The following is a 26,382-nucleotide window of genomic DNA, read 5'->3' as shown; positions in this document are numbered from 1 at the left end:
CGGATGTCCGGTCCCCCTAAGTTTCGGATGTGGCGCGCCGCAGCGCCGGTGAATGTTCTTATTATGTTCTCATCATTCAGGGAGTCAATGGCGTCAATTTGATCGTATAGCAGGCCGAATGTCTGCAGCCGGCAGGGACCCTCTGAAGCGCCAAGGCGTTTAACAGGCTTGGAAAACGCGAACCTCAGCGGAGGCAGGAAATTGCCGCGAGAACTGAATGCATCAGCGATCCACATTGCTCTGTTGGAAATCGACGACGGCTTGCGGCGAACGCTGCTGTCGGGCCGAAAATCGGAACCGCCCGATCGTCGCGGCGCGGGTGCAATTGCCATTCACGTCTTTATGCGGGTGGGGCGTCACTATCAATTCCGCCGGAATTCAGCGGAGGCGCACCAAGACGAGGTGATCGGGCTCATCACCAACGCTATCTGGGCAATTCCGGAGATGGCTCTTGAGGATTTTGCGCGACAACCCGCTGGCCCACGCACAGCCGCCACGCACCTTATCGCTCGCGAAATATTTCGCGCTCTGACAGCTACTTTTAAACCGGTTCATGTTTGAGCCAACGTAGGCTGAGCAAAATTATTTACCGACGTGGTGCTCTTTTATCTGCCGCTCGTGCGTTAACGGTCGCATGGCCAGAATAACCACGAAAACACCGCGTGACGCCCCTCCACCGGACCCGATGCCGGATCGTGTCGAGCCGTGCTTGGCGCTGCTAGTCGATAAGCCGCCTCGGGGACCGGATTGGGCCTTTGAGGTGAAGTGGGATGGCTACCGGCTTGCCGTCCATATCGAGCCGAACAGAATACGGATAATCACACGCGGCGGCTACGACTGGAGGGATCGCTTTCCGACGATCGCCGACGATGCGCGGCGGCTTGCCGTGAACACGGCGGTCATCGACGGCGAGGCCGTCGTGCTCGATGAGAAGGGGCGATCCGATTTCGGCATGCTGCAGCGCGCCCTTGGGCGTCTGCCATCGTCCTATGAAGCGGGCGCTATTGTCTTCTACGCGTTCGATCTCCTCTATCTCGATGGCCGCGACCTGCGCCGACTGCCGCTGCGAGAGCGTCGCCGGCTGCTGCAACCACTCGTCGCCGGCCAGGAAGGAACAATTCGGTTTTCTGAGGAAGTGGAGGCGGACGGCGAAGACTTCCTCCGCGCCGCCTGCGCGCATGGCATAGAAGGCATCATCGCCAAGCATCGGGGAAAGCCCTACCGCAGCGGTCGGGGCGACTGGTGGCAGAAGATCACCTGTAGGCGGCGCGACACCTTCGTGATCGTTGGCTTCGAGCCGTCGACCGTGCCCGGTGCGCTCGGCCGGCTCCTGCTGGGGGCGAGGAGAGGCGGCGATCTCGTCTATGTCGGCGGCTGCGGTACGGGTTGGTCAAGCGAACTGTCGCGCGAGCTGCGCAATTTGCTCGAAGGAATGGCGACGAAAACGCCGGCGGTGAACCTCCAGCGCAAGGGCGCCGTTTTCACCGAACCGTTGCTCGTCGCCGAGGTCGAATATCGCGCGTGGACGGAAGACGGAAAGCTGCGGCATCCGTCGTTCAAGGGGATCAGGGAACGGGCGGATGATGCGACTGTTTTTGAACTCGACTGAGCGCCGAACTTATAGTGAGAGGGGACGTGCCACAGATCATCATGATTGTCACGAAGGGATGATCTTGGGCAGATAGTTCGATATGGCGTTCACCACGTTTGGAGCGGTCTTGTTTCGAAGCGTGCGAGTGAGCCAGCTTTCGAAGTCTGTCAGCCGGGTTGACTTGAGCTTCGTAGCGGCGAGGTTCATCAAACCCTTGTTATCGTAGTGCGCAAGAAGCCCGGGTAGATCACGATTTCGGATAGCCTCGTGAATTTGGTGCTTCAAGCGTTCAGCTAAAGTCCGGATATTCAGTTCTCCGATCCTCTCCGTGAGTTCATCCTCAAGCTGTTCGATGGTCTTTGCTTTGCTCAGATCGACTTTCTTCAGCATTCTATCGATACGCCGCTTTGCATACCGAACGGCAACTGCTTCGATTTTTTCATCTGAGTCGATGCTCTGGAAGATGTTCTCAGCTAATTCACCGAGTCGCTTTTCCAATTCGGCATCGCGATAGCCATCCGCCTCCGCTATGGCACGGCTGATCGTTGGCAGAAGGACCAGGTTTTCTATTTCGGAAACTGGAAGCGTTTCTATTCCAAGCTCAGACAGGTATTTCTTATCTTCATCACTGTAATCATCGGCATCGACGATACCACAGCAAGTGATGCGGGTTAGCTCTTCGTTCGCTCGCATGGTCACCACTGCGTGTATAACCTCGGTGCAGGATGACCGAGGTACGACAGTCCATTCAGGGTAGCAGCATCGATACAATGGCAAATCGAGGCTGGAACGGCCGCCCTCCACGAACAATATTGGCCTCCGACTGCCCAAGATCAGGGTTGCAAGATCTTCGTCAAAGCCGGTGTCGGCCGGCACCTCATCGATTGTCCATCGTGGAGTGGGTTCGTAATCGCGGATCACGTATTTCCGCGCCGCGCGCGCAGCAGCAAACTCAAGGTCGTGCGTGATGAATATAAATGCGCAATCTGGCCGAGCAGCCTCCAACTCATCCCAGAGTTTGGACATAATTGAGCGGTGAACGTGGAGCTCGGGTTCATCAATAATCAATACTTGATTCGGCTCCGCCACGAGCGTCTGGCCAATCATGTAGAAGATTGCACGCTCACCGTCGCTCATTTCTGATGCATTGTACTTGAGGTCAGACGTCGGCAATGAAACTAGGATATCGTCGCCAGAAATATGCAGTACTCGATGCGGTAGCAGCCGAGACCAAATGTCTGACAACAAGTCAAACTTGGTAAGCTGAAATTCTTCCTTGGTTTGACCTGCACCCGGCTTGTGTTGGTTGTACGCTTTGAGGGAGGTATTTGCTTGCTCAGCAAACAACACTTGAAGCAGAAAATCGAAGTCATCCAGAAGTCTCACGGCACCCTTTTGACCACCCCAACGATTCGGTGCTCTGTGCCGTAAATCTGCATTCTCGCTAGCATTGCCTGTGCGAAGGCCCATCCTCGCCTTCTTCTCTCCGATTTTTGCTACGTCCGGATTCAAGTTCAGCGCGCGATGAGCCGATATCCGGTGCGCATCAAGACCTAAGTTAGTCTCAATTTGAACGGCCAAACGGGTCTTTCCGCCTCCATTGGCGCCCACAAATATGATCGCGTTTCCCGGTTCAACGGCAAATTCTTTCTGCCCATCCTGGTACGGAACGGAGAATTTGAAGGTCATAAGTTCTTCCAAATTGGAGGGTAGAAACCAGAGAGGCTGCTACTTGCAGCCCTTGCTCTTGATCGACGATTCAATCGCATTGACCTTGCCCTTGGACACCGCGACTTGCCCCTCCTTGTCGCCGCCGAGCGTGCTGGAAGCAGGTACTCCGACCAAGAATACGCCGATTGCGTCGCCCGTCGCGGCCTGGTTCTGTTGCTTTGAAACGGCCGCGAGATTGTTTTGCTCTTTCAGCAGCTCTTGCGCCAACCCTTCGCAACTCTGGTTGCTATATGCCGCCATCGGAATATCGACTGGCACGATAGCGTCAGGACGTTTCGCGCAAGAAGCTACGGCCAGCGCGGACGCCAGCACGATTAGACGGATTTTCATTATTGCCCCTCTAAGAAGAACTTTGCCCCCGCCGCAACAAAGCATGGTTGAGCGGGGCAGGGAAGCGTCTGTGGTGTTGAATTCCACAGTTGGTTGCGGTCAACGCGCTTCTCGTGCTGCTCGCCGCACGTCGCGCTCACGCCTCCATTTCTGCAAACCGGTTTCTTTCGCGGGTTCGTGAGTCGCAAGTCCACTTATCTCGTCCAACTTCGCGTCAATTGCCCGTTTGTCCCACTTGCGCGTGCCAGGTATAGCCGGCGGCATCTTGTGCGTCGCCACCCACATAGAGCAGGTGGGAGAGATGCCGCAGTATGTTGCCGCCTCCTTGCGGCCGATGAGGCGAGGGGAGTCATTCATCACCAGATCTCCTAACACGGCGCCGAGAATTCCAAACGCTCCAATCCTCCTTCCCGTCGGGCGCGGCTGCGGCCAAGCCAGCCGTTATTCCGAAATACCCATCGTAGAACTTCCTCACGAGCGGCACTGGCCGCCCGTCATGCAGCGGATCGATCCGCGGAAAGCCCTTTCGCTCCAGTTGAGGGATGACTGCCTTCATCCACATCGAAGCGCGATCCTTGCCGACGATCACCACAGCTAATTGCTGGTCTGTGGCGAACAGGGGGAGTTGAGAAAGAGGATCGATGGTCATCGCTGGAGCCGTTTCTTTCGAAGCGCCGCGAGAGCTCGCTTTCTGCTGTTGCTGGCAATTGGATCGAAGTCGGATCTATAGGCGGGCAATCGAATGTGTTTCTCCACCTCGAGCAACCGCGGAACGTCGGAGAGGTGGATAAGCGGCGACCTGCCAATCTTCTTGGCCACGCCTAATCTTTTTGCCTTCTCCCACACCGTGCGAGCCGTCATATGCACGCCGCTCGACGCAGTGATACGGCGCGCGATTTCTTCTGGTGTGAGGAGGCCATCCAGAAAGTCATCGACGCTCATGGCCGGCGTCGTTTCTTCTGGGTCAGTGACACTAAGGATCGCTGAAGCCGCAGATCAGACAGGAAGGCTTTCACATTCACCGCACGCCCTTGGGAGCTAGTCGGCATCGCCCGCTGCGCCTGCCAAATGTCCAGCAGGTCCTTCTCACTGAATAGATACTCGTCACTAATTTTCGAGCATGCGCCGAGATCGCGACCAAGCTTGATGATCGTCCGCCGCGTCACACGCAGCCGCTCGGCAGCTTCCGTGGCGGTATAGATGGCATCAAGGGGAATCGTTGGCTGCATAAGCACCTCCAATAGAGTTACGACGATTGCCGCCGGCACGGATGCCGACCGCGTTCTTGTCGTCTCCTCTTAGTGGTGGTGCGCCGCGAACGACATTGCGGTTTGGTAGACCGCGAATTGGAAGCTATTTGCGCGAAATCTCGCGGTCAAGCGTCAATGCAGCTTTTGCACCGGCTGATCCGAGAAGGTGCGGATGCCGTCTCGCTCAACGGTCGCTAAAAACTCTTCGAACGCGTCTCGGTCTGTATCGAAGGTGCCGTCCCAGACGGTCGTGTTTTCTTCCTCGTCGAGCACCTCAAGCATCCAATCGAGGTTGGTGCCGGCAGGCCGGTAGATGCGCAGAAAAACTGATCCCTCGTCGTCGACGAACTCGCCGGAAAATTCTGAAAACTCATATTGCTGTTCGTCTTTGGGCATCCAGCTTTATAGCACCCATAGACGAGGCGGGCGAGCGCTTCTCACTGTCATGACGTCACTCCTGTATGTGTGCAGGTGTATTTGCCTGGATGCCAACTGCCTGCTTGGCACGGGATGTCGGCAATGCCCGAAATCAGCAAAAACAGAAGCAGGACTGCGATCGCGGTAGCTGCGGCCACTAGCCACTTCATGCGCGATCTACTGAGCGAAGGCGGACGCCGGGGCCGCCATCGCCGGAGTAGGGGCCATCGAGGAACAGCACGCCGGCGGATTCGAGTGTGCCGACTATCCTTTGGGCAGTGTCTGTTCGCCCACCTAGCTCCCCGTCGGAGGCTTCAAGCCTCTTTATCGTTGGCTCGGATACGCCGGATCTCTCCGCTAGCTCGGCTTGAGACCAGTCGAGCATGGCTCTGGCAGCTTTAACTTGCCGAACTGATACTTTTAGTATTGACATGGGTTACTCCCTATTGATACGAATAGTATCACATTGAACGGCAGGCGCAACGAGGAGCAGCCCACATGATTAATGAACCCTTAAACAGCCAACCAGACCTTTACCCTCTCTTCAGATCGACAGTCGCGATGATCGATGCGGCCGATGAACGGAGAGATCAAGCTACGGTGGAAATTGGATACGCGACGACAGACGCGATCTTGGAGAAGGCCGTCGACATCGCGCCAATGGACATCGAGAACGTGCTGCACCGGCTGGGCTGCGTGAATCACCTTCTGACGAATTACGTCTATGATCTCTGCTGCGACGAGGAAGGCGCCGAAGAGATCATCAACAAAATGGATAAGCTGCTCCGTGACGCCGCTGAAGGTCTGCGAATGCTGCATCAGGTCGACATGCAGGCGACGCGATTGAATTACTATCTACTACCGCCGAAGTCTGCGGCAAACTGAGAGTTTCCGGCCCCTTAGCTCAGCTGGATAGAGCAAGTGCCTTCTAAGCACTAGGTCGCAGGTTCGAGCCCTGCAGGGGCCTCCAAATCACCACAGGCGAGCGCGACACCACCGCCCCTCCATGCGCGGCGCGCTGCCACCCACTAGGCCATCCGCTTCACGGCGGGTGGCCCCTTTGGTTTGTGGATGCTACTTTGCCGGGATGAAGACGGCTATCAAACGACAACTCATCCTAAAGCTCTTCGAAAAGCAGGGCGGCAAATGCTGTTACTGTGACCAGCACGTCATTCTGTCCTACCGCTGGCGCGATCAGCAGAGGCCAGATGCCGCCACGATCGAGCACCTAGAACGGCTAGCCGATGGCGGTACGGATCATCCTTCGAATATCGCCATGTCGTGCAAGAAGTGCAATGACGGTCGGCAAGAGCTTGATTGGTTGACCTACCGATCGCTCAAGCGAGGTGAGATCCACGAGTACCCCAGAGCGAATCCTGTCATAAGGGCAGCACAGTGAGGCCGCCCCTCGAAAGCGGCGGCAAAGGCTATCACGCACCCATTCCTTCGATCTACCTCGCGTTTTTGGGTTCATCCATCCCTGTAAGACTGAATTGCGCTTAAGAGCGCTTCCTGCCAAGTGCCAAGGTCAATGATATCAGGGGTCTCCGTTCGGCTATTATGACAAGAACGGACCTCCGCTACCAAAGTTCATCACTATTTTCAGCATTTTACAGTGCGCATGTAGCGCCGCTGTAGCGCGCCGCGACTTTCCGTGTAGCTCGCCGCGAATTTCCGGAATTTTGACGGCGAGCACCGGAAAAACTGCTTTTCCAGTTCTCTGAGAAAAGTGGCAGGCTGCTCTTAGAACGACTTCGCCATTGGATCTTTAGCTGCTGCTGTCTTTCAGGAGATATAGGAGTACCTTCTTGCGATCAGGACCGACCTCGCGAATGGCCTCCAGCACCTTTTGCCTCGGCGCATTGGTGGTTCTCATCAAGTAGTCGATCTCGTGGTCCTGCACAGACACGCGCTCGCTGTCCCGCCCTCGCTTCTGCAGATCGTCTGCCATGGCTTTGCCTCCATCCTCCTCTTCTCTGAAAGGTAGAGGGCTAGGCGCGAGTAGCAACTAGCCAATTTCAAGGGTGTAGCTCGCCGCGACTTCCCGGAAAGTTGACCGCCAGGACCGGGAAATCGACGCGATTTGGCGCGGCGGCTCACATCTCAGGCTGAGAGTGCTCAGGCCGTATTCAGCATTCATTTCAGCCCGTATCTCGAACGAATCGATGCGATCTCTCGGTCGAAATAAGCCAAGATGGCGGCCTCATCTTTGCTCACTTTGACCGTTTTTGATGGCCCTTTTAAACGTTGCTTACCGTTGAAAAAGGCGTGCCATCTCTGTCGCGCTTCAGACAAGCAAGCGACGATGTGGCGGGGAGCGTCGATCCAAGAGGGATAGAGGCGCTGCGGATAGACTCCACTGACGACATATGGTCGGCGCACACTCTCGCCGTAAACCCCACGCTGCGATGCCCACAATGCATGCGCTAAGGGCTTCTCGATATGTTTTCCGAGAAGGCTCAAGACGACGTCGTGCGCCTCCGACGTGCTGATCGGAAAAAGTGAACCAATGTACGCACGAGCGTTTGCGAACAGAAACCGAGCCGCAAGCTCATGCCAAGACACACAGGCATTGTTTATCACCACGGGCGTTCTGCCGGATGCGAGCGACCTTGGGATAGGAATTATGTTGTGGTCGTACATCCTGAGGGCCGCAGAACCGATCACTCTTTCGACTTGGTCCTTGTAAACGGGCTCCTGTTCATGGACCCACTCGGCGTAGTCCTTGATTGCAGTTCCGACGTACAGCTTTTCCTTTTTGGCGGGGTCATTCCAGTCTACACGATCTAGAGAGTGGAAGCGTACGAATCGTGTTAACCGCAGCAGGTCGGGGTCATCGGTGCTTGCGATACCCAACGCGATATCAACCACCAACTCTCGATCGATGCCTTCCGAGTCAGTAAATTCATAAGTCCAGCGGTGACCCGGAACATCTCCGCAATGCGTCGCTACAATCAGCAAGTCGTAGGGAAAGTGCTCAATCATTTCGGATATCGCACGAACGCTCGCTCCTGCATCCGAGTATCCACGAACAAACGTTCCCTTCGAGGCCAACAAGTGGGCGGCAGCCTCAATTTCAGGCGCTTCCGCTTGGCCGGGATCGACAACGACCGCGACCTTCGTTGCTCGCTCGGTCTCTTCGAATGTGAAGCCGTTCACGACCGACGTACCGAGATCAGGGTAGATAAAGAGGTGAGTGGAAGGGACTTCCGGAAATGCGAAGCCGAATGGCAGACGCCGGCTTACAAACGTGATCGATCCGTGAGGTGGGATTTCGACCCCCGCGCAAAGGGCGCGGAGTTCTGCGCGCAGTTCCTCAAGTGCTTTAGTCGCCGACGTCGAAAGGTCATCGTACACACTATAAAACCGCTCCAAAATGCGCTCGCTAGCTGTTTGCGGTACATGTGGGATCATTGCCATACCCGCTTGCAGCGAGAATGCGTAGTTTGCAGCGATCACACTCTCGAGCTCAAGCTCTTCGCCTGCCTCGCAAACGACGAGATGACCCGATTTAGAGGGAACTGGGATCAGGGGAGACTCAGTGTCGTCGAAGAAAATTTCAGTCTTCGCCCGTAGAGCAGTGAGCAGCCCAAGTCCAATTCTATTCCGACCCCATCTCAAGGGCGGCCGATTGGATGAAAACGGCGGCAAGTCCGAACTCGTTGAAACTCGCTCTATCCTCGATCTGGGCAGCTGCGAGCACATCGCCTCACAGCCAGTGTCCGAGACTCCGGCAAACAAAATTTGTTCCGGCCTTATTCTGGCAGCCACGTTGCTGCGGCGCAAAACTTCATCCGGCCAGTCAGGCCGCGACATCCGAGGACCATCCACGATCGGAAGGTATTGCCCAGAGCTAGAAAACCGGCATGAAGCCTGCGCCGCGAGCTTTGCATCATCTGCAACAATCAACAATTTCGAGATAGCAGGGGTCTTCATAGAGAAATGTCCAACTCAGCCGCGAATCTGCACGATAAAGATGGACAATATCCCAGGTGGTAGCTAGCGCTACCGGTTACCCATGTTGATTGTGATTATGAGCTCCCGCGCGGACGTCCCTTTCCCGCCGCCGACCGAATAGGTCAGCGCTGCCTAGTGAAAGGCGAATTCTGCGAACGTCTCGCGGATCTCCGGAACGTCGTTTATCGAACAGGATGAAGCGTCCTTGAAGCCGCTTCAAACGCTCCGCCATGGCGGCGAACTGGTCGCGGCCAAATAGGGCTTTGCCATAGTCATCCTCGCTGCCGAAATACGGCGGGTCGAGGTAGAAGAGCGTGCTCGACCGGTCGTAGCGGTCAATGAAATCCGACCAGTCCAGGTTCCCCAGTACGACGCCGGCGAGGCGCTCGTGAACGTCCTCGAGGATCGGCGCCAAGCGCGTTAGATTGAACCGCGCCGATCGGCCAAGGCCAATACCGAAGTTCTGGCCTTTCACCTTGCCGCCGAAGGCGAGCTTCTGCAGCTAGAGGAAGCGCGCGGCGCGCTCCAGATCGGTCAGCGTTGCGGGGTCGCACGCCTTGAGCCGCTCGAACTCACGCCGGCTGTGATCTGAAATTTGAGCGTGTCCATAAACTGCGGATAGTGCCGCTGCAGGATGCGGAAGAGGTGCACGACCTCGCCGTTCCGATCGTTGATAACCTCGCTCTTCGGCACAGCCGTGCGCCGGAAAAACACGCCGCCCATGCCGACGAAGGATTCGGCATAGGTGACTTGCGGGATGGTCGAGATCATTCCTTTAGCAACGGGTGCTCTCGACGCGATCACCGGTGGTCTTGCCGTGACTGTGCTGTTGACGCTGCTGCTCAAGCCTTGCCTAATGCTGTGGCTGCTTGGCTCCGAAGCCGAGGCAGGCTCTCACCGCCTTGCCAGAGATATCGGATGGAGCCGCGCTCTAATCTCGGCTAGCCTATTGGCGCTCTTCTTGCGTCAATGCTCGATCGCGGTCAGTGACCCAAGCGCCGGCCTAGCCGGAGACCGGAAGTGAAAGATGCCGCAGGCGCCGCTTATTGCCACCATTGTTGCCGGTCTCGGGCTTGCCTTCGTCTTCGGGACCTTGGCCAACCGGCTTCGGCTGTCGCCGCTGGTTGGCTATCTCGTGGCGGGCGTTGTGATCGGCCCCTTCACGCCCGGCTTCGTTGCGGATCAAGCGCTGGCACGTCAACTCGCCGAACTCGGCGTGATCCTGCTGATGTTCGGCATAGGACTGAATTTTTCGCTGAACGATCTGCTCTCGGTGAGGATGATCGCGCTTCCCGGCGCCGTTGGCCAGATGACCTTGGTGACATTGCTCGGCCTTCTCGTGACGCAGACGATCGGCTGGCCTGTTGGAGCCGGAGTCGTGTTTGGGCTCGCACTATCCGTCGCGAGTACGGTGGTTGTTCTCCGGGCGCTGCAGGAACGCCGGCAGCTCGAAACGGAAGGCGGACGCATCGTCGTTGGCTGGCTGATCGTCGAGGATCTGGCCATGATCCTCGCGCTTGTCCTGTTGCCGGTTTTCGCGGCGTTGCAGGGCAGCGATATCGACGGCGCGAGCGCCGACGCCAGCGGCTTGTTCGCGTTCATTGAGTTTCCTGCATTCTGGGGGGCGTTCGGGCTTACGCTCGGCAAGTTGGCAGCCTTCTTCGCGGCCATGGTGATCGTCGGCCGGCGTCTCATCCCGAGCATTCTTCACTATGTCGCGCATACGGGTTCGCGAGAACTCTTCCGTTTGGCCGTGCTGGTGATGGCCCTTGGGGTCGCTTTCGGAGCCAGCGAGCTCTTTGGCGTGTCGTTCGCCCTCGGCGCCTTTTTCGCAGGGATGATCCTCGCCGAATCCCAGCTGAGCCAAAGGGCAGCTCAAGAAACATTACCGCTGCGCGATGCATTTGCCGTCCTCTTCTTCGTCTCGGTCGGGATGCTGTTCAACCCGATGATCCTGGTCGAGCAGCCTCTGCTCGTCGGGGCGACATTTCTGGTGATCATCATTGGCAACGCCGCGGCCGCATCATCAATCGTATTGATGTTTGGCTATCCCTCCCATGTGGCCCTGACAATCGGTCTTGGTCTCTCCCAGATCGGCGAGTTCTCCTTCATCCTAGCGGGCCTGGGTGTCGAACTCGGTCTTCTCCCGGAAACGGGGCGTGATCTGGTGCTTGCCGGAGCAATCCTGTCGATCCTCGTCAATCCGTTTTTGCTCGTGGGATTGAATCGGCTGACGGCATGGCTAAGGGCACGAGAGCGAGAGACGGGTACAGGCGAGGCAGAAGTCCCCGAAAGACCTGAACTGCCGATCACCAGGCTAACGGACCACGCTGTGCTCGTCGGCCATGGACGGGTCGGCAGTCTGGTTGCGAAGACGTTGGAAGAGGCAGGGCAGCCTTACCTCGTCATTGAGGAGCGGCAACTGGTGATAGATCAACTCCGCGCCCGCGGCGTGGAAGTCATCGCGGGAAACGCAGCCCAGCCGGGCCTACTCGATGCGGCCAACGTCGCGTCAGCTCGATGGTTGATCAGCGCCATTCCAAATCCATTTGAGAGTGGCAATCTCATCGAACGCGCCCACGCGGTCAATCCCAGGCTTGAGATCATCGCCCGCGCCCACTCCGACGATGAAGTGGACTACCTCAAGAAGTTCGGCGCGGACCTCATCATCATGGGCGAGCGGGAGATCGCGCGGGGTATTTCGGAGCACATCCTGCGCCGGATCAATGTGGCAACGGCCCGCGTCGACGACCAATGATTTCAATGCCGAATGTCCGGGACTTGTTCTGGCATCCGGGCGGAGGCAGATGAACCTTTCGCTTCGACTCACGGACGTTCGCGAGGTGTTAATTTAACGCGAGTACAAGTTGGCAACACATCAATGCAACGGTTGTACCGATGACGAATGATAAATGCAGGTTCGGCTATGTCCTTTTCTCAGCGACTTTACTGTCCACCGCTTCTCTTGGTGCGCGGGCCTGGTCGCAAGACCTTCAGAACTTGGTCGGTTTGGCCATGCTTACAGGGGACCTGCGAACGCCTCGTCATGGCAGGAGACAATCTGTCGGACCGTTGCAGCGGCAAAATCGTTCAGACGATCTACAGTACCGGCCGGACCGGATTTACCGTCGTGATCGGTGACAAAGGGGCGGTGACCTTCAGTGGGCTTGAGGGTGCCAAGCCAGATGCTGATACCCAGTTGCAGAGCCTAGACCGGATCATCTTAAATCTTGGGATAGAGGGAGTACCGCCGAGCTCAAAGGCCGTTGCAGGCAACTGCGCATATAGCAATCCCTACAGAGGACCGACGACTGTCAGTTGTCAGGGCGTTGATGCAGCCAACGGGGCTTACCTCCTGCAATTCAGGACAGACGGTTCGCCGCCGATAATGAAAGACTATCGCGATCAGGAACATTGACGACCCAGGTTCCGGTCATCTCATCGTTTCCGATCGATCTTCACCTTTGCGCGTCTGGATAAACGCGCCGGCGGTGTAGTTCATTTGCGCGTCCATGCTGCCGCGAGACGGTGCCGCTGCCGCGGTCCAGTGCGGATGGGAACGATGGCAAGTGAAGACAATCGAGGAGGGCCAGTCCTTTCGCTTCGCTGCGGACGGGCCTCGCTCTCTTGATCGCTTGCATCTCCGTGGCGAGATCGTCGAGCCCAACCTTTGCCAGTGCGCTGTCTCGCCAGCCGCGGGCGAGGATCAGTTCGCCCGGACCGGTCCCCTCCGGCAAGGGGAGCGGCAGTTGGCTGTCGTCCGTGGACCGCTCTGCTTATTTTAGCTGGAACAAAAAATACGATCGTCCGTCATCGGGACGCGAGGTGCAGGCGAGGACGGCAAAGCTTGCCGCCGTCGCCCGTCGCCCGATCGCCGATCACATGGGGTCTCTGCCCTTCATGGCATTTTCCATATGGGACTTGCACTTTGCCATATCGTTTGCCGTCATCGCTTCCTTGGCCATGGCGAGTTCTTTCTGAGCCATGTCCTTCTTGGTCGCATCGGTTATGGAATTCACGTCAGTCTCTAGTTTTGTCATACCCGCTTGGTCGCAAACCAGGTCGGCCTGGGCAAAGACTGAGCTCGCAGGAGCGGCAGCAATGACGGCTGCGATCAAAATTCTGTTCAACATCATGGAACCTCCGAATTTTCAGGCGGATCGCCGGGCGATGCCTTGGTGCTCAAACTCGCGGCGAGGAGGTACGTTCCCGCGGAAGCTGAAAATATCGCGGTGGCGTTGAAAAACGGCTTCAGAACTTTGCTGCGGCTGTGGAACCAAAGATGTCCCTCAACGTTACACCCAGGCAGTTGGGAGGCGCGTATGAAACACACGGACATCGGAAAGCTCGACAGGACGCACGCGAAACACGTCTGGGACGTGGCGGAATACTGCAGGCGGAACGGCATACACAAGGCCGAAGAGAAGCGCCTGATCAAGGTACTTGGCAAATACGCATCAACCCACGAGCTTCAGATGAATATAGTGCGACCTCAGACGCGTACGCGCTGATTGCGCGGCTCCTCGAGCATGCTCGGCTTTTTCGATCCCCAGCGCCGTGCGTCCTTTCCGACGCACAAAGGTCGCGAGCACTGCTGCATGCTTTATTCTTAAATCAAATTGGCTCCGATTAAGGAAACATGCAGTTGCGGAGAAGCGCCCGCATTCTTGCCTCTCTAGCTGGGGCTGATCTCAATAAGAAAAACCTCGGACGCGATTTCGGCGGACAGATTTATCGTCGAGGGGTGGACGAGAACAGCGGTATCGAACGCATGCAGCGTTGCGGAAACACCTTCAGTCGTCAGCACGACGCTGCCGCGATGACAGAAGAGAACAAGCTCGCGGGCGCTGGAGACGACGGACTGCGAGCCTTCTAGACGCAGCCTCCGCACGCGATGCTTCAGCCTTTGCCGCCGCGTCATCACGTTCAGGTCGGTAACCGGGCCGTCAGAGAGCCGGGCGGACGTCGGAATGTCGGCCGGGAAGGAAAGGGGCGCGTCGGCCACAGTCAGGAGTTTCGGCGGGCGACCCTCAATGGAAAGCGTCATGCCGGCGCCCTCAAGGATCGAGAGCGTGCGGTCTATGCCAGGGAAACTTGAGAAGTGCCCGTCGCTCGCAACAGTGGCCATACTGATGCGCCAGTCGAAATCGGAGAGAGGCGCACGATCTGGCGAAACGGCGATCTCTACCGTTTCCCCACCTCCGTTCTTCCATGGCATACGCCTGTAATCGTTCGAGCGCAGAATTTTCATGGTGGCATTCCTCGCATGAGGGCGCGCATCCGTTCGAAATCCTCATTCATAGGCCTATCGTCGGCATAGGTCGAGATTGCTCCACGAATGCGGCCATAAAGCGCATCGGTACGCGCTGCTCTACCGCGCGATTGCGGCTGCAGGTCGTAGGCTTGCGCGGAGGCGAGCAGTTCTATCGCCAGGATTCTCTCGAGATTGTCGAGGATCGACAGGGCTTTCCATGCAGCGGGCGTCGCATGGGTCAGGATATCTTCCTGCAGCGCCGAGGTGATGCCGCCGTCGAGGCTTGCTGGCGCCGCCAGCCGGCGGTTTTCGGCGACAAGGGCCGCAGCGGTATATTGTGCGATCATGAAGCCGGAGGAAACGCCGCTGTCGCCCGCGAGAAACGCGGGGAGACTGCTTACCAGCGGGTTTACCAGCCGGTCGACGCGGCGCTCCGAAATCGCTGCGACCTCTGCCGCCACGACGGCGAGGCTATCCATGGCGAGGCCGAGCGCGGCACCGACTGCATGGGCCTGCGAATGCACCTCGGGAGCGCCGGGGGAGCCGGAGACGGCCGGGTTGTCCGTGACGCTCGAAAGTTCGCGGTTGACGATCTCGGCTATCTGATCGAAGGCGTCGCGGGCCGCGCCGTGCACCTGCGGTACTGCCCTAAGGCTCAAGGGATCCTGGGTGCGGGCGCCGGCCGTCTCCGCAAGCATCGGGCTCTCCGCCAGCCAGGTTCGCAAAGTCCTGCCGACGGCCTCGAGGCCAGGAGACCGCCGCAGTGCCAACGGTCCTTCGGCAAAGGCATTGGCCTGGCTGCCAAGGTTCTCATAAGTCATCGCCGCGGCGGCATCCGCCCAACCGAAAAGCCGCTCGGTGCGCGCGAGCGCCAGCGAGGCCAGGCCCGTCGCGCAGGGCGTGCCGTTGACGAGACTGAGCCCTTCCTTTGCTTCCAGCCGCAGTGGCTTGAGCCCGATGCGGGTAAGGGCCTCGGCGCCGCCAAGCTTTTCGGTCCCGTTCATGGCTGAACCGTGCCCGATCAAGACGAGGCCGATCGCGGCGGCATGGGTGAGATAACCGACCGAACCGCGCGACGGCACCAGCGGGATGATATCGGCATTGAGCAGCGCCAGCAGCGCCTCGACCGTCTCAAGCCGGACACCCGAGTAACCATGGGCGAAATTGGCAATTTGGGCCGCCATGACGGCGCGTGCTTCGATGCGCGCGAGCGTTTCGCCGACGCCGCAGGCGTGGCTCATGATGATGTTGCGCGACAGCGCCTGCTGGTCCTCACGGCCGATGACGACATCGCAAAGCGCGCCGACGCCGGTGTTAATGCCGTAGCCGCGGACGCCACGTTTGACCAGAGCATCGACGATCCGCCGTGCATCGCTAATTCGCCGACGTGCCGGTTCGGACAAGCTCAGACGAGTACCCTCGGCGACGGCGGCGATGTCGCGCCAGGTGAGCGGTCCGTCGATCGTGATCGTCTCAGCCATGGGGCGCAGGCCTTCCCTGCCGGCGCTGGACGAAGCGCGCGACATAGTCGTTTGCCGGATTGTCGAGAATATCATCCGGCGTGCCGACCTGCACGACTTGGCCGTCCTTCAGGATCGCGATCTCGGATCCGATGCGCAAGGCTTCGTCGAGATCATGTGTGATGAAGACGATGGTCTTCGAAAGGTTCTGCTGCAGTTGCAGCAACTGGTCCTGCATGTCGGCGCGAATCAAGGGATCGAGAGCGCTGAAAGCTTCGTCCATCAGGATCACGTCCGTATCGGCGGCAAGCGCCCGCGCAAGGCCGACGCGCTGTTTCATGCCGCCGGAAAGCTGATGCGGGAATTTGGCGTCATAGCCGGAAAGGCCGACCGTCTCGATCCACTTCATGCCGATCTCGCGGGCGTCGGCTTTCGACATGCCGCGCACGCGCTGGCCGTAGACGACGTTCTGAAGCACGGTCCGGTGCGGCATCAGGGCAAAGCTCTGAAACACCATGCTGACGCGCCGCATGCGAAAGGCCCGCAGCGCCTTCGCGCCGAGGCTGAGGATGTTGCTGCCATCGAAGACGACCTCACCGCTCGTCGGTTCGATCAGTCGGTTGATGTGGCGCACCAGCGTCGATTTGCCGGAACCGGAAAGCCCCATGATGACGAAGATCTTGCCGGCCCCGATCTTCATGCTGACATTGTTGAGACCGACGCTGCAGCCGGAACGGGCGAGAATGTCGGCCTTGTCGGAGCCGGCCCTGGCCATGGCAAGGGCCGTTTTCACGTCGTGCCCGAAAATCTTGTAGACGTTGCGGATCTCGATATCAGCCATTGCGGGCGTCCTCCGTGCGGGCTTTGCCGAAGCCCTGCGTGATGCGGTCGAGCACGATTGCGAGAATGACGATGCCGATGCCGGCCTCGAGGCCCTTGCCGACATCGAGCGTCTGAATGCCGTTCAGCACCTGTTCGCCGAGGCCGCGCGCGCCGATCATCGAGGCGACGACGACCATCGACAGCGCCATCATGATCGTCTGGTTGAGCCCAGCCATGATGGTCGGTGTCGCGAGCGGCAGTTCGACTCCGAAGAGAATCTGCGTCGGGCTGCCGCCGAAGGCCGTTGCCGCTTCGACCACCTCCCCATCGACTTGGCGGATGCCGAGGTCGGTGAGGCGGATCAGCGGCGGCACGGCATAAATGATGGTGGCAAGGATCGCCGGCACCTTGCCAAGACCAAAGAGCATCAGCGCCGGGATCAGATAGACGAAGCTCGGCATGGTCTGCATCACGTCGAGCACGGGTAACGTGATATTGCGGACAGTGCGGCTCTTGGCGACGAGGATGCCCATCGGCACGCCGATGATCACAGAGACGATGGTCGCCATCAGCATCAGCGCCAGCGTCTGCATCGTCAGATCCCAGAGGCCGAGAACGCCGACGGCGAGGAGCAGCGCGCCGACCGCAACCGTCAACGACCAGCGCTTCGAGCTTTGCCAGGCAAGCGCCATGAAGGCGAGAATGACGAGCCACCAGGGCAGGCCGCGCAGGATCCATTCGATGAACAGCACGGCTTTCAGGATAACGGCGCTGATCGCCTTGAACACCCAGCCGTAATTGGTGACCAGCGTCTGGATGAACTCGTTCACCGGTGCGCGGATGGAGAGATTGAGAGAGTCCGGAAACATCGGATAGCGTTCCTTGATCAGGCGACCGGCGGTGAGCCGCAGGCCTGCCTGCCCTGGGGGAAGAGCCTTGCGGCCTGCGATCGTCGCGTCCTCCAACATGATCGGAGCGCGGAGGCGATTGCAGGCCGGAAGAGCCGCATTACTTCAGGCTTGCTTCGATCTTGGTGCGCGCCTCGTCAGAGACCCACTTGCCCCAGATGTCGCCTTTGGTCTTCAGGAACTCGGCAGCAGCGGCCGTGGCGTCCACCTTGTTGTCGGTCATATAGGCAAGGCTGCCGTTGACTTCCTCGAGCGGAAATGTCGCTTTTTCGAGGATATCGACGATCTCGGGAGCCTCCGACGCGAAGGTGCTGTTTACCCCGTAAGCGACATCGACGGAGGGAAAGGCGCAGCCTTGGTCGCGCTTGCCGTTAGCGCTGCTCAGTTCTTTCCAGCAAGCTTCGTTGTAAGCGGGCTCTCCGAGCTGGACGAGCTTGAACTTGCCCATGATCGCGGTCGGTGACCAGTAGTAGAAAAGGACCGGCTCTCCCTGGAGATAGGCGGACGTGATCGCGGCATCGAGCGCCGTACCCGTACCCGGGCGGAAGTTCACATAGGCCTCACCAAGTTTATAAGCTTCGAGCTTGGCGGTGCTGACACCTTCGCAAGTCCAGCCGGACGGGCAGTTCAGGAACCGACCCTTGGACGGTTCCTCCGGATCGGCAAAAATTTCGACGATCTTGGGGTCGGAAAGCTGGGAAACGCTTTTGAGATCCGGCGCCTTGGCCTCGATGTTGCGAGCGGGGTCGCCGTGAACGAGGTAGTCCGGCACGAACCACCCTTCGCTGGCGCCGACGAAGGTCTTGCCGACAGCGACGACCTTCTTTTCCTCCACCGCCTTGTTCCAGATATCCGAGCGGCCGAGCCATTCTTCCGCAAAAATCTGGACATCGTTGTTGGCGGTCGCCTGCTCGAGCGTTACGGAATTGCCGGGAATGGAATCGACCTGACAGTCGTAACCTTTGGAGAGGATCGTCTTCATGACTTCGGTGATGAAGGCGCCGCTTTCCCAATCGATGCCGGCGAAGGTCACCGTCTTGCCATCGCCGCAATAGGAGGCGCTGGCACTGCCGGTGGACGCCGCCAGCATCAGGCCGGCGGCAGCGAAGGTGAGTTTCATTGTGCTGATCGACATGCATTTCCCCTTTTTTGATCGTCGCTGCGATTGCTATCTCAACTTGTTCAGAACCCGCCCAAAGGCGCGGTCGATATCTTCCTCCCGGTCATGGCGTCCATTGCGGATCTTCCATCGGCCAGCGACCATGACGTCGCTGATCGCATCGCCGCCGAGCGCAAAGAGCCAGCGGTCGAGGATTTGGTTGCCGGCGGCGGCGGCGATATACGGGTTGGCGCCGCTAAGGACCACGAGGTCCGCGCGCGCGCCGACCTCGATGCGTCCCGCGCCGATGCCGGCCGCCTGTGCGCCGCCAGCAAGGGCCATATCAAAAATCGTACGACCGACGGACGTGCCCGGGCCGGCCGCAAGCCGGTTGCGTTTACGGTCGCGCAGCCGCTGACCGTATTCGAGGAGCCGCAGTTCCTCGGCCACGCTCGTTGCGACGTGGCTGTCGGTGCCGACGCCGAAACGCCCACCCGCGGCAACGAAATCGACCGCCGGAAAGATGCCGTCGCCAAGATTGGCCTCGGTCGCAGGGCAGAGGCCGGCAACCGCCCCCGCTTTGGCGAGCCCATGCGTCTCCTCCGGCGTCATATGCGTTGCATGAATGGCGCACCAGCGCTGGTCGACCGGCATTTCGTCGAGCAGCCACTCGACTGGGCGGCGGCCGCTCCAGGCAAGACAATCCTCGACCTCGCGGGTTTGTTCGGCAACATGAATGTGGATCGGTCCGGTAACGGGAGCCGAAGCGAAGATCGTGCGCATTTCGTCCGATGTGGCGGCGCGGAGCGAATGGATGGCAAAGCCGAGCTCAGCTCCCGCTCTCGCGCAGGCCGGGACGAGGCGGTTGAGAAGCGCGAGAAAACGATCGGGGCCGTGGAGGAAGGGGCGCTGGCCCGGATTGGGCGCGACACCGCCAAAATTGGCATGCGCGTAGAAGACCGGCAGATGCGTGAGGCCGATGCCCGTTGCCTCCGCCGCCCTGAGAATGCGGAGCGACATCTCCGCCGGATCGGCATAGGCGCTGCCATCCGCCCTATGGTGAAGGTAGTGGAATTCGGCGACGCGGCCGAAGCCCCCCTTTAACATCTCCATGTAAAGCTTGGCGGCAATTGCCTCGACGTCGTCAGGATCGACGAGGGCGACAGTGCGGTACATTTTCTCGCGCCAGGTCCAGAAGCTGTCGTCGCCGCTTCCCGCCACCTCGGCGAGGCCGGCCATGGCGCGTTGGAAGGCATGGGAGTGCAGGTTCGCAATTGCGGGAACGACCGGGCCGGAAAGGCGCTCATCTCCCGCCGCCGGCAACTGGCCCGGCACTAAAGCTGCGATCCGTCCGCCGCCATCAAGAGTGAGGGCGACATTCTCCGCCCAGCCGGTCGACAGGAGTATCTGCTCGGCGAAGAGCCGCTGAACGGGAAAAGTCGTCATCCGCATTCCTGTACGTGGTTGTATATGGAACTATAGATATTTTATAATGGCGTGCAACTTGAAAATGGACGAAAAGAATCGATGAGTGCCGGGGCCGCCGGTCTGGCACCGGCGGAATGGAGCACCGAATGACGGCAGTGGGGCGCAAGAGCGATATTTCCAATTTCGAGAATGGACCGGTGCCGCGTTACGAAGCGGTAAAGCAGTTCATCCGCAGTCGTATCGAAAGCGGCGAGTGGCCTGCACACCACCGCATACCCTCCGAAAACGATATCGTTGCGGATCTCGGCGTCAGCCGGATGACCGCCAACCGCGCCTTGCGTGAGCTTGCGAGCGAGGGTGCAATCACGCGCGTGCAGGGGGTCGGATCTTTCGTTGCTGCGCACAAGGGCAGCACCGCGCTGCTCGAAGTCCGCAACATCGCCGACGAAATCCGCGAGCGGGGGCACCGGCACACGTCGCGAATCAATCTCCTGCAGGAGGAGCACGCGAGCCCCGACGTCGGCGACGCACTCGGTCTTGCGACCGGGGCGCGGGTTTTCCACTCGATCATCGTTCATTGCGAGAACGATGTACCGATTCAGATCGAGGATCGCTTCGTCAATCCCTCGATCTGCCCCAATTATCTGGGACAGGACTTTCGCAGCATGACTCCGAACGCCTATCTGACACTTGTTGCGCCGATCACCCGCACCGAGCAGATCGTCGAGGCGGTGTCGCCGAAGCCTTGGGAATCCAAGCTTCTGGCGATCGGCCGCAACGAACCCTGCCTGATGATCCGACGCCGCACCTGGTCGGACACTGCGAATGTAACGACCGCGCGGCTGCTTTATCCCGGCACGCGCTATCGTCTGGAGGGCGTTTCACAGTAAGACGCTTTGAGACGGACGGGAACGGAATGATGGAAGAGGAAACGCTCAAGCGCCGCACAGAGCTCCCAAGGCCGAATGTATCGGCCGAAGAGGCGAAGGTGGTCCTGTCGGAGCATTATGGTCTTTCTGGCGATCTCATCGAACTTGGCAGCCAACAGGATCAAAACTACCGGGTCGACACGGACGAGGGCCGTTTCGTTCTCAAGATCTGCAGGATGGAATATGCGCGGCTCGAACTCGAAGCGCAGAACGCAGCTTTGCGCCATGTCGGAGCCAAGCCCGACGCACCGAAGGTGCCAAGCGTCGTGCCGGCGGTCAACGGTGAGGAAATCGTCACCGCCGTCGTCGGCGAGGAGCCTTATCAGTTCCGGCTGCTGAGTTATCTCGACGGCGTGCCGTTGACCCGGCGCAAGCACCTGCCGGAAGAAACGGTGGCGGCGCTCGGCGACGTCGCCGGCCGGCTTGCGGTCGCGCTCCAGGACTTAGACCATCCGGGGCTTGACCGGGAACTGCAGTGGGACCTGCGGCGAGCAGGGCCGGTCGCGCTTCATCTGCTGTCGACAATGACCGACGTGGAGCTTCGCAAGCGCATAGCCGAAGCGATGGTCGGTGCCATGCGCCGCGTGCAGCCGCTCGTGCCGGAGCTGCGCTTGCAGACGATCCATCAGGATGTCACCGACGACAATGTCGTCAGCAGGGCAGAAGCGAGCGGCCGCCTCGTTCCCGAGGGCGTCATCGATTTCGGCGATGTTCTGAAGGGATGGGTCGTCGCCGATCTGGCGGTGACCTGCGCATCGCTGCTTCACCATGCGGCTGGCGATCCGTTCTTCATCCTGCCGGCGGTGAAGGCATTTCATGCCGTCTGCCCTTTGACCGGTCCCGAACTGAAGGCGCTCTGGCCGCTGATCGTCGCAAGAGCGGGCGTTCTGGTCGCAAGCACCGAACAGCAGCTCGAGATCGATCCGGACAACACCTATGTTCAGGGCAATGCCGCCCATGAACGCGAAATCTTCGACGTGGCGGTCTCAGTGCCCTTCCAGCTCATGGACCACGCGATTCATCAGGCCGTCGGCAAGGAAACGGAACAGGCCGCCCCCGAGCTGGAGGGGCGTCTGCTGCCGGATATCGATCCCGCAAGCGTCGGCATCGTCGATCTCTCATTGCTCGGGCCGCACCTTCCCGCCGACCGCTGGCACTACGAAGACACGGAAGCGCTGCTGCTGCAGTCGGCCGCGCGAGCCGCCGGCGCTGCCGCCACGCGCTACAGCGAATTCCGGCTCACCGAAACGCGGCTCCTGCAAGCGAAGGCGCCTCAGACCTTCGCCCTGCATGTCGATCTGTGCCTGCATGGGCAAACGCCGGTCCACGCACCCTTTGCCGGTCGCGTCCAGCAGCGCGGCGGGAAACTGATCCTCTCGACCGACGGCCTTCATCTTCACCTGCTCGGCGTCGACCCGGCCGATACCGAGGAGGTGACCGTCGAAGCCGGTGTTCGGATTGGCGTCATTTTCGGCGATTCCGAGAAAGTCGGGTTCATGCGCGTGCAACTTTGCACGGAGGCGGACATAGATCCGCCGCCCTTTGCCGCCGCGCACCAGAGGGAAGCATGGCGTGCGCTCTGCCCGTCGCCGGCGCAGTTCCTGGGTTTCGATTGCGACGCGGCCCCGCCCGCGGCGGTAGAGCTCCTGGAGCGGCGGCGTCGCCATTTCGCGCGGCCGCAGAAGAACTACTATCGGCAGCCGCCGCAGATCGAGCGCGGCTGGAAGGAGCACCTCTTCGACGTCGAGGGGCGCGCCTATCTCGATATGGTCAACAACGTTACGATCCTTGGCCACGGACATCCCCGTCTTTCCGCTGCGGTCGGCCGGCAATGGTCGCTGCTCAACACCAATTCACGCTTTCACTATGCGGCGGTCACCGAGTTCTCGGAGCGGCTCGCGGAACTGGCGCCGGAAGGGCTCGACACGGTTTTTCTGGTCAATAGCGGATCGGAGGCGAACGATCTCTCCATTCGGCTCGCCTGGGCCTACTCCGGCGCGCGCAACATGCTCTCTTTGCTGGAGGCCTATCACGGGTGGACGGTGGCGAGCGATGCGGTCTCGACCTCGATCGCCGACAACCCCGAGGCGTTGACCACACGGCCGGACTGGGTGCACCCGGTCGTTTCACCGAATACATATCGCGGGCCGTTTCGCGGGGAGGGATCGACCCGCGACTATGTCGAGACGGTTGCTCAGAAGCTCAAGGAACTCGATGAAAAGGACGCAAGCCTCGCCGGCTTCATCTGCGAATGCGTTTACGGCAATGCCGGCGGCATCCCCCTGCCGCCCGGATATCTTGAAGCCGTCTACGCGATGGTCAGGGGAAAGGGCGGTGTCTGCATCGCCGACGAGGTGCAGGTCGGTTACGGTCGCCTCGGGCACTATTTCTGGGGCTTTGAGGAACAAGGCGTCGTTCCGGATATCATCACCGTCGCCAAGGGCATGGGCAACGGTCATCCCCTTGGCGCCGTCATTACCCGGCGCGAAATCGCCGATGCGCTGGAAAAGGAAGGCTACTTCTTCTCCTCCGCAGGCGGCAGCCCCGTGAGTTGCGTCGTCGGGCTGACTGTTCTCGACATTCTTCACGATGAAGCCCTGCAAGAGCACGCCCGCACGGTCGGCGACCATCTCAAGGCGCGGCTGGAGGCGCTCGGCGAACGGGTTCCGATCATCGGCGCCGTTCACGGCATAGGGCTTTATCTCGGTGTCGAATTCATCCGCGACCGCGAAACGCTCGAGCCCGCGACGGAAGAGACGGCGGCCATCTGCAACCGGCTTCTCGAGCTCGGCGTCATCATGCAGCCGACCGGCGACCACCTCAATGTCTTGAAGATCAAGCCGCCACTTTGCCTCAGCCGGGAGAGTGCCGATTTCTTCGCGGACATGCTGGCAAGAGTGCTCGAAGAAGGCTGGTAAGGAGCGGGATGAAAGTGTGTCCTGTTTTCCACCCGCATCCCGCTCCGAACGAGTGACCTAGGCCTCGCTCAGCATCTCAGGCTCGCTGCCCAGCCGGCCGACCAGACTGCGCCGAACGCGGCCGATATCGCGCATCGGGGGCTCGCCGAAGTGACGGGCATATTCGCGGCTGAATTGCGCCTGGCTGTCATAGCCGACCTGGTGGCCTGCGTCGCCTGCGTCGAGACGCTCTTCCAGCATGAGGCGCCGCGCCTCCTGCAGGCGGAGCTGTTTCTGATACTGCAGCGGGCTCATCGCCGTGATCGCCTTGAAATGGTGATGAAGCGAGGAGACGCTCATACTGACGCGGCTCGCCAGATCATCGATGCGGAGCGGCCGCGAATAGTGTTCCTTCAGCCAGGCGACGGCGCGGCCGACCTGGTGCGGCTGGCTTTCTGCCGTGGTCATCTGCCGGAGCCTCGCGCCATGCGGTCCGATCAGGAGGCGGTAAAGAATCTCCTGTTCGAGCAAGGGCAACAGCGCGGCAATGTCGGCTGGCCGGTCAAGCAAGCGAAGCACCCGGAGCGCCGCGTCTTCAAGGTCCGGCGTGAGCTTGCTGACCGTCATGCCGCGCGGCGAGGCGGCTGATTTCGCCGGTCCGTCGCCGATCGTTTCGAGAAGCGCTGGAATCCGCCCGGTGTCGATCTGGAAGACCATGCTCAGATAGGGTTCTTGGGGTGAAGCTACCGACACCTGCGAAAGAACCGGCAGATCGATCGAGGTCAGCAGGTAATCCGATGCGCCGTAGATTAGGGTTTCCTCTCCAAGCACGACACGCTTGGCACCCTGAACAATGATCGCCAGGCTCGGCTTGTATGCCGCGCAGTTGGGCCTTGCCGGACTCGAATGCCGATGAATGCTGAGGCTCGGTATGATCGTCGGATAATCGCCGTCCTCTCCGGCGATCCGGGCAATGATGTCGATCATTTCCTGACGCGGGGTCCGTTGGGCAGGTGTCATGCTCGGCGTCTTTCCAGTGTTTTGGGTTTGCGTTTTAGGTTTGCTCGGGATGAGGCACAGATAGGGAGCGAACGCGATGCCGCCACGCTGCTCCCGCCACTCTTGCAGGATTGTGCAAAAATTTTGCAGGATCGCACTAACGCAAAAAGCGTCCGGCACAGCATAGTCCGTCTCGCTGCCCGAGGTCCACACCTCAACGGGCACGCTATCTCCCAGACATGAAGGACAGACCCATGGCCATTGCAAGAGGATATGCGGCGACGGACGCGTCGAAGCCGCTCACCCCTTTCAGCTTCGAACGCCGCGAACCGCGTGACGACGACGTGGTTATCGACATCAAATATTGCGGCGTCTGCCATTCCGATATTCACCAGGCTCGCAACGAATGGGGCAATTCGACATTCCCCATGGTGCCCGGCCACGAAATCGTCGGCATCATTACTGCCGTCGGATCGAAGGTGACCAAGTTCAAGGTCGGCGACCGCGCCGGCGTCGGGTGTTTCGTCGATTCCTGCACGACCTGCGCCACCCGCGATGTCGATCTCGAACATTATCTGCCGGGTCTCGTGGTGACCTATAACGGTGTCGAAGCCGACGGCAAAACCGTCACCCAAGGCGGCTACTCCGATCATATCGTCGTCAAGGAAGGTTATGTTCTCTCCATTCCGGAGAGCCTGCCTATTGATGCGGCCGCGCCTCTGCTTTGCGCCGGCATCACGCTCTATTCGCCGCTGCGCCACTGGAAGGCTGGTCCCGGAAAGAACGTGGCGATCGTCGGCATGGGCGGTCTCGGGCACATGGGCGTGAAGCTTGCCCACGCGATGGGCGCCGAAGTCACGGTCCTCAGCCAGAGCCTCTCGAAAAAGGAGGACGGGCTGAAACTCGGCGCCGACCATTATTACGCGACGAATGACCCCGAGACCTTCAAGGCGCTCGCCGGAAGCTTCGATCTGATCATTTGCACCGTAGGGACTGAGATCGACTGGAATGCCTACCTCAATCTCCTGAAGGTCGACGGCGATTTCGTGGTGGTCGGCATACCGGAGAACCCGGTGCCGGTTCATGCCTTTTCGCTGGTGCCGGCGCGGCGCAGCATTTCCGGCTCTATGATCGGCTCGATCAAGGAAACGCAGGAGATGCTGGATTTCTGTGGGGAGCACGGCATCGTTTCGGAGATCGAGACGATCCGCATCGATCAGATCAACGAAGCTTACGGGCGGGTGATCAAGAGCGATGTGCGCTATCGCTTCGTGATCGACATGGCCTCGCTCGAAGCCGCCTGACAGAGA

General features: G+C 59.7%; 28 protein-coding genes, 1 tRNA gene and 1 pseudogene. 12 read left to right on the top strand and 18 right to left on the bottom strand.

Translation table 11 applies throughout. From position 1 onward, the window contains the following. Positions 1-168 precede the first annotated feature (168 nt). Together PYH37_RS26095 and ligD are read left to right on the top strand one after the other, a co-directional pair. Positions 169-561, top strand: a complete 393-nt coding sequence (locus PYH37_RS26095; RefSeq protein ID WP_280734352.1) for a hypothetical protein — start codon at positions 169-171, stop codon at positions 559-561. Positions 562-634: 73 nt separating this feature from the next. Then, positions 635-1,609, top strand: coding sequence for a non-homologous end-joining DNA ligase (gene ligD, locus PYH37_RS26090; RefSeq protein ID WP_280734351.1), 975 nt, complete (start codon positions 635-637; stop codon positions 1,607-1,609). Positions 1,610-1,657: 48 nt separating this feature from the next. Here the strand turns inward: ligD and PYH37_RS26085 are convergent, their stop codons facing one another. From PYH37_RS26085 to PYH37_RS26055, 7 genes are all read right to left on the bottom strand, one after another. Next, positions 1,658-3,280 carry an AAA family ATPase gene (locus PYH37_RS26085; RefSeq protein WP_280734350.1) on the bottom strand — a complete coding sequence of 541 codons (1,623 nt, stop codon included), beginning with the start codon at positions 3,278-3,280 and terminating at the stop codon, positions 1,658-1,660. Positions 3,281-3,319: 39 nt separating this feature from the next. Continuing rightward, positions 3,320-3,652 (bottom strand): hypothetical protein, encoded by a 333-nt coding sequence (locus tag PYH37_RS26080; protein WP_280734349.1) that lies wholly within the window; start codon positions 3,650-3,652, stop codon positions 3,320-3,322. Between the two features lie 349 nt (positions 3,653-4,001). Beyond that, positions 4,002-4,301: a hypothetical protein gene (locus PYH37_RS26075; RefSeq protein ID WP_280734348.1), complete on the bottom strand. Its 300-nt coding sequence runs from the start codon at positions 4,299-4,301 to the stop codon at positions 4,002-4,004. Then, positions 4,298-4,594, bottom strand: coding sequence for a hypothetical protein (locus tag PYH37_RS26070; RefSeq protein ID WP_280734347.1), 297 nt, complete (start codon positions 4,592-4,594; stop codon positions 4,298-4,300). The genes PYH37_RS26075 and PYH37_RS26070 overlap by 4 nt, the downstream gene beginning before the upstream one ends. Beyond that, complete coding sequence (locus PYH37_RS26065; protein ID WP_280734346.1) at positions 4,591-4,881, bottom strand: helix-turn-helix domain-containing protein; 291 nt, start codon at positions 4,879-4,881, stop codon at positions 4,591-4,593. The genes PYH37_RS26070 and PYH37_RS26065 overlap by 4 nt, the downstream gene beginning before the upstream one ends. A gap of 153 nt (positions 4,882-5,034) precedes the next feature. Next, on the bottom strand, positions 5,035-5,298 hold the full coding sequence (locus tag PYH37_RS26060; RefSeq protein ID WP_280734345.1) for a hypothetical protein: 264 nt from the start codon (positions 5,296-5,298) through the stop codon (positions 5,035-5,037). A gap of 187 nt (positions 5,299-5,485) precedes the next feature. Beyond that, the gene (locus PYH37_RS26055; RefSeq protein ID WP_280736699.1) at positions 5,486-5,752 is read right to left on the bottom strand and encodes a helix-turn-helix transcriptional regulator; all 267 of its coding nucleotides are present in this window, start codon (positions 5,750-5,752) and stop codon (positions 5,486-5,488) included. A gap of 128 nt (positions 5,753-5,880) precedes the next feature. Between PYH37_RS26055 and PYH37_RS26050 the strand changes: the two genes are divergently transcribed. The 3 genes from PYH37_RS26050 (at position 5,881) to PYH37_RS26040 (ending at position 6,718) form a co-directional block, all read left to right on the top strand. Then, on the top strand, positions 5,881-6,204 hold the full coding sequence (locus PYH37_RS26050) for a hypothetical protein (protein WP_280734344.1): 324 nt from the start codon (positions 5,881-5,883) through the stop codon (positions 6,202-6,204). Positions 6,205-6,212: 8 nt separating this feature from the next. Beyond that, a tRNA-Arg gene (locus tag PYH37_RS26045) sits at positions 6,213-6,289 on the top strand. A gap of 36 nt (positions 6,290-6,325) precedes the next feature. After that, a complete protein-coding gene (locus PYH37_RS26040) occupies positions 6,326-6,718 on the top strand; it encodes an HNH endonuclease (protein WP_342394662.1) in 393 nt (130 codons plus the stop codon). A 369-nt stretch (positions 6,719-7,087) separates the two neighbouring features. On the opposite strand, the gene PYH37_RS26035 is transcribed toward PYH37_RS26040, so the two are convergent. The 3 genes and pseudogenes from PYH37_RS26035 to PYH37_RS26025 all read right to left on the bottom strand — a co-directional run bounded on the left by PYH37_RS26035 (position 7,088) and on the right by PYH37_RS26025 (position 10,047). Then, a complete protein-coding gene (locus PYH37_RS26035; protein ID WP_280734342.1) occupies positions 7,088-7,270 on the bottom strand; it encodes a DUF3606 domain-containing protein in 183 nt (60 codons plus the stop codon). Positions 7,271-7,455: 185 nt separating this feature from the next. After that, positions 7,456-9,255 (bottom strand): hypothetical protein, encoded by a 1,800-nt coding sequence (locus tag PYH37_RS26030; protein ID WP_280734341.1) that lies wholly within the window; start codon positions 9,253-9,255, stop codon positions 7,456-7,458. Between the two features lie 69 nt (positions 9,256-9,324). Further along, a pseudogene (locus tag PYH37_RS26025) lies at positions 9,325-10,047 on the bottom strand (DNA adenine methylase). On the opposite strand from PYH37_RS26025, the gene PYH37_RS26020 reads away from it, so the two are divergent. From PYH37_RS26020 to PYH37_RS26010, 3 genes are all read left to right on the top strand, one after another. Then, positions 10,034-10,300 (top strand): hypothetical protein, encoded by a 267-nt coding sequence (locus tag PYH37_RS26020; RefSeq protein WP_280734340.1) that lies wholly within the window; start codon positions 10,034-10,036, stop codon positions 10,298-10,300. The pseudogene PYH37_RS26025 and the gene PYH37_RS26020 overlap by 14 nt on opposite strands. 3 nt (positions 10,301-10,303) lie before the next feature. Then, on the top strand, positions 10,304-12,034 hold the full coding sequence (locus PYH37_RS26015) for a cation:proton antiporter domain-containing protein (protein ID WP_280734339.1): 1,731 nt from the start codon (positions 10,304-10,306) through the stop codon (positions 12,032-12,034). Positions 12,035-12,322: 288 nt separating this feature from the next. Beyond that, positions 12,323-12,694, top strand: a complete 372-nt coding sequence (locus PYH37_RS26010; protein WP_280734338.1) for a hypothetical protein — start codon at positions 12,323-12,325, stop codon at positions 12,692-12,694. 460 nt (positions 12,695-13,154) lie between these two features. Here the strand turns inward: PYH37_RS26010 and PYH37_RS26005 are convergent, their stop codons facing one another. Next, positions 13,155-13,409: a hypothetical protein gene (locus PYH37_RS26005; RefSeq protein ID WP_280736170.1), complete on the bottom strand. Its 255-nt coding sequence runs from the start codon at positions 13,407-13,409 to the stop codon at positions 13,155-13,157. 189 nt (positions 13,410-13,598) lie between these two features. On the opposite strand from PYH37_RS26005, the gene PYH37_RS26000 reads away from it, so the two are divergent. Beyond that, positions 13,599-13,787 (top strand): hypothetical protein, encoded by a 189-nt coding sequence (locus tag PYH37_RS26000; RefSeq protein ID WP_280734337.1) that lies wholly within the window; start codon positions 13,599-13,601, stop codon positions 13,785-13,787. 164 nt (positions 13,788-13,951) lie between these two features. Here the strand turns inward: PYH37_RS26000 and PYH37_RS25995 are convergent, their stop codons facing one another. The 6 genes from PYH37_RS25995 to hutF form a co-directional block, all read right to left on the bottom strand. Beyond that, positions 13,952-14,527, bottom strand: a complete 576-nt coding sequence (locus PYH37_RS25995; RefSeq protein WP_280734336.1) for a HutD/Ves family protein — start codon at positions 14,525-14,527, stop codon at positions 13,952-13,954. Then, positions 14,524-16,011, bottom strand: coding sequence for an HAL/PAL/TAL family ammonia-lyase (locus tag PYH37_RS25990; RefSeq protein ID WP_280734335.1), 1,488 nt, complete (start codon positions 16,009-16,011; stop codon positions 14,524-14,526). The genes PYH37_RS25995 and PYH37_RS25990 overlap by 4 nt, the downstream gene beginning before the upstream one ends. Then, positions 16,004-16,831 (bottom strand): quaternary amine ABC transporter ATP-binding protein, encoded by an 828-nt coding sequence (locus PYH37_RS25985; protein WP_280734333.1) that lies wholly within the window; start codon positions 16,829-16,831, stop codon positions 16,004-16,006. The genes PYH37_RS25990 and PYH37_RS25985 overlap by 8 nt, the downstream gene beginning before the upstream one ends. After that, entirely contained in the window at positions 16,824-17,681 is an 858-nt protein-coding gene (locus tag PYH37_RS25980; RefSeq protein ID WP_280736169.1) for an ABC transporter permease, read from the bottom strand. The genes PYH37_RS25985 and PYH37_RS25980 overlap by 8 nt, the downstream gene beginning before the upstream one ends. Positions 17,682-17,820: 139 nt before the next feature. Continuing rightward, positions 17,821-18,855 carry an ABC transporter substrate-binding protein gene (locus PYH37_RS25975; protein ID WP_280734332.1) on the bottom strand — a complete coding sequence of 345 codons (1,035 nt, stop codon included), beginning with the start codon at positions 18,853-18,855 and terminating at the stop codon, positions 17,821-17,823. Between the two features lie 33 nt (positions 18,856-18,888). Further along, a complete protein-coding gene (gene hutF / locus PYH37_RS25970; RefSeq protein ID WP_280734331.1) occupies positions 18,889-20,265 on the bottom strand; it encodes a formimidoylglutamate deiminase in 1,377 nt (458 codons plus the stop codon). 128 nt (positions 20,266-20,393) lie between these two features. On the opposite strand from hutF, the gene hutC reads away from it, so the two are divergent. Both hutC and PYH37_RS25960 read left to right on the top strand, forming a co-directional pair. Then, entirely contained in the window at positions 20,394-21,137 is a 744-nt protein-coding gene (hutC, locus tag PYH37_RS25965; RefSeq protein WP_280734330.1) for a histidine utilization transcriptional repressor HutC, read from the top strand. A 26-nt stretch (positions 21,138-21,163) separates the two neighbouring features. Beyond that, positions 21,164-24,094: an aminotransferase gene (locus tag PYH37_RS25960; RefSeq protein WP_280734329.1), complete on the top strand. Its 2,931-nt coding sequence runs from the start codon at positions 21,164-21,166 to the stop codon at positions 24,092-24,094. A gap of 57 nt (positions 24,095-24,151) precedes the next feature. Here PYH37_RS25960 and PYH37_RS25955 read toward each other — a convergent pair whose 3' ends face one another. Continuing rightward, positions 24,152-25,093, bottom strand: coding sequence for an AraC family transcriptional regulator (locus tag PYH37_RS25955; RefSeq protein WP_280734327.1), 942 nt, complete (start codon positions 25,091-25,093; stop codon positions 24,152-24,154). Between the two features lie 233 nt (positions 25,094-25,326). Between PYH37_RS25955 and PYH37_RS25950 the strand changes: the two genes are divergently transcribed. Continuing rightward, complete coding sequence (locus tag PYH37_RS25950; RefSeq protein ID WP_280734326.1) at positions 25,327-26,376, top strand: NAD(P)-dependent alcohol dehydrogenase; 1,050 nt, start codon at positions 25,327-25,329, stop codon at positions 26,374-26,376. The last annotated feature ends 6 nt before the right edge of the window (positions 26,377-26,382 follow it).

Origin of the sequence: Sinorhizobium numidicum (genome assembly GCF_029892045.1) — a bacterium.
In the GTDB taxonomy this organism is placed as follows: domain Bacteria; phylum Pseudomonadota; class Alphaproteobacteria; order Rhizobiales; family Rhizobiaceae; genus Sinorhizobium; species Sinorhizobium numidicum.
This window is presented reverse-complemented; position numbering and strand designations above follow the sequence as displayed.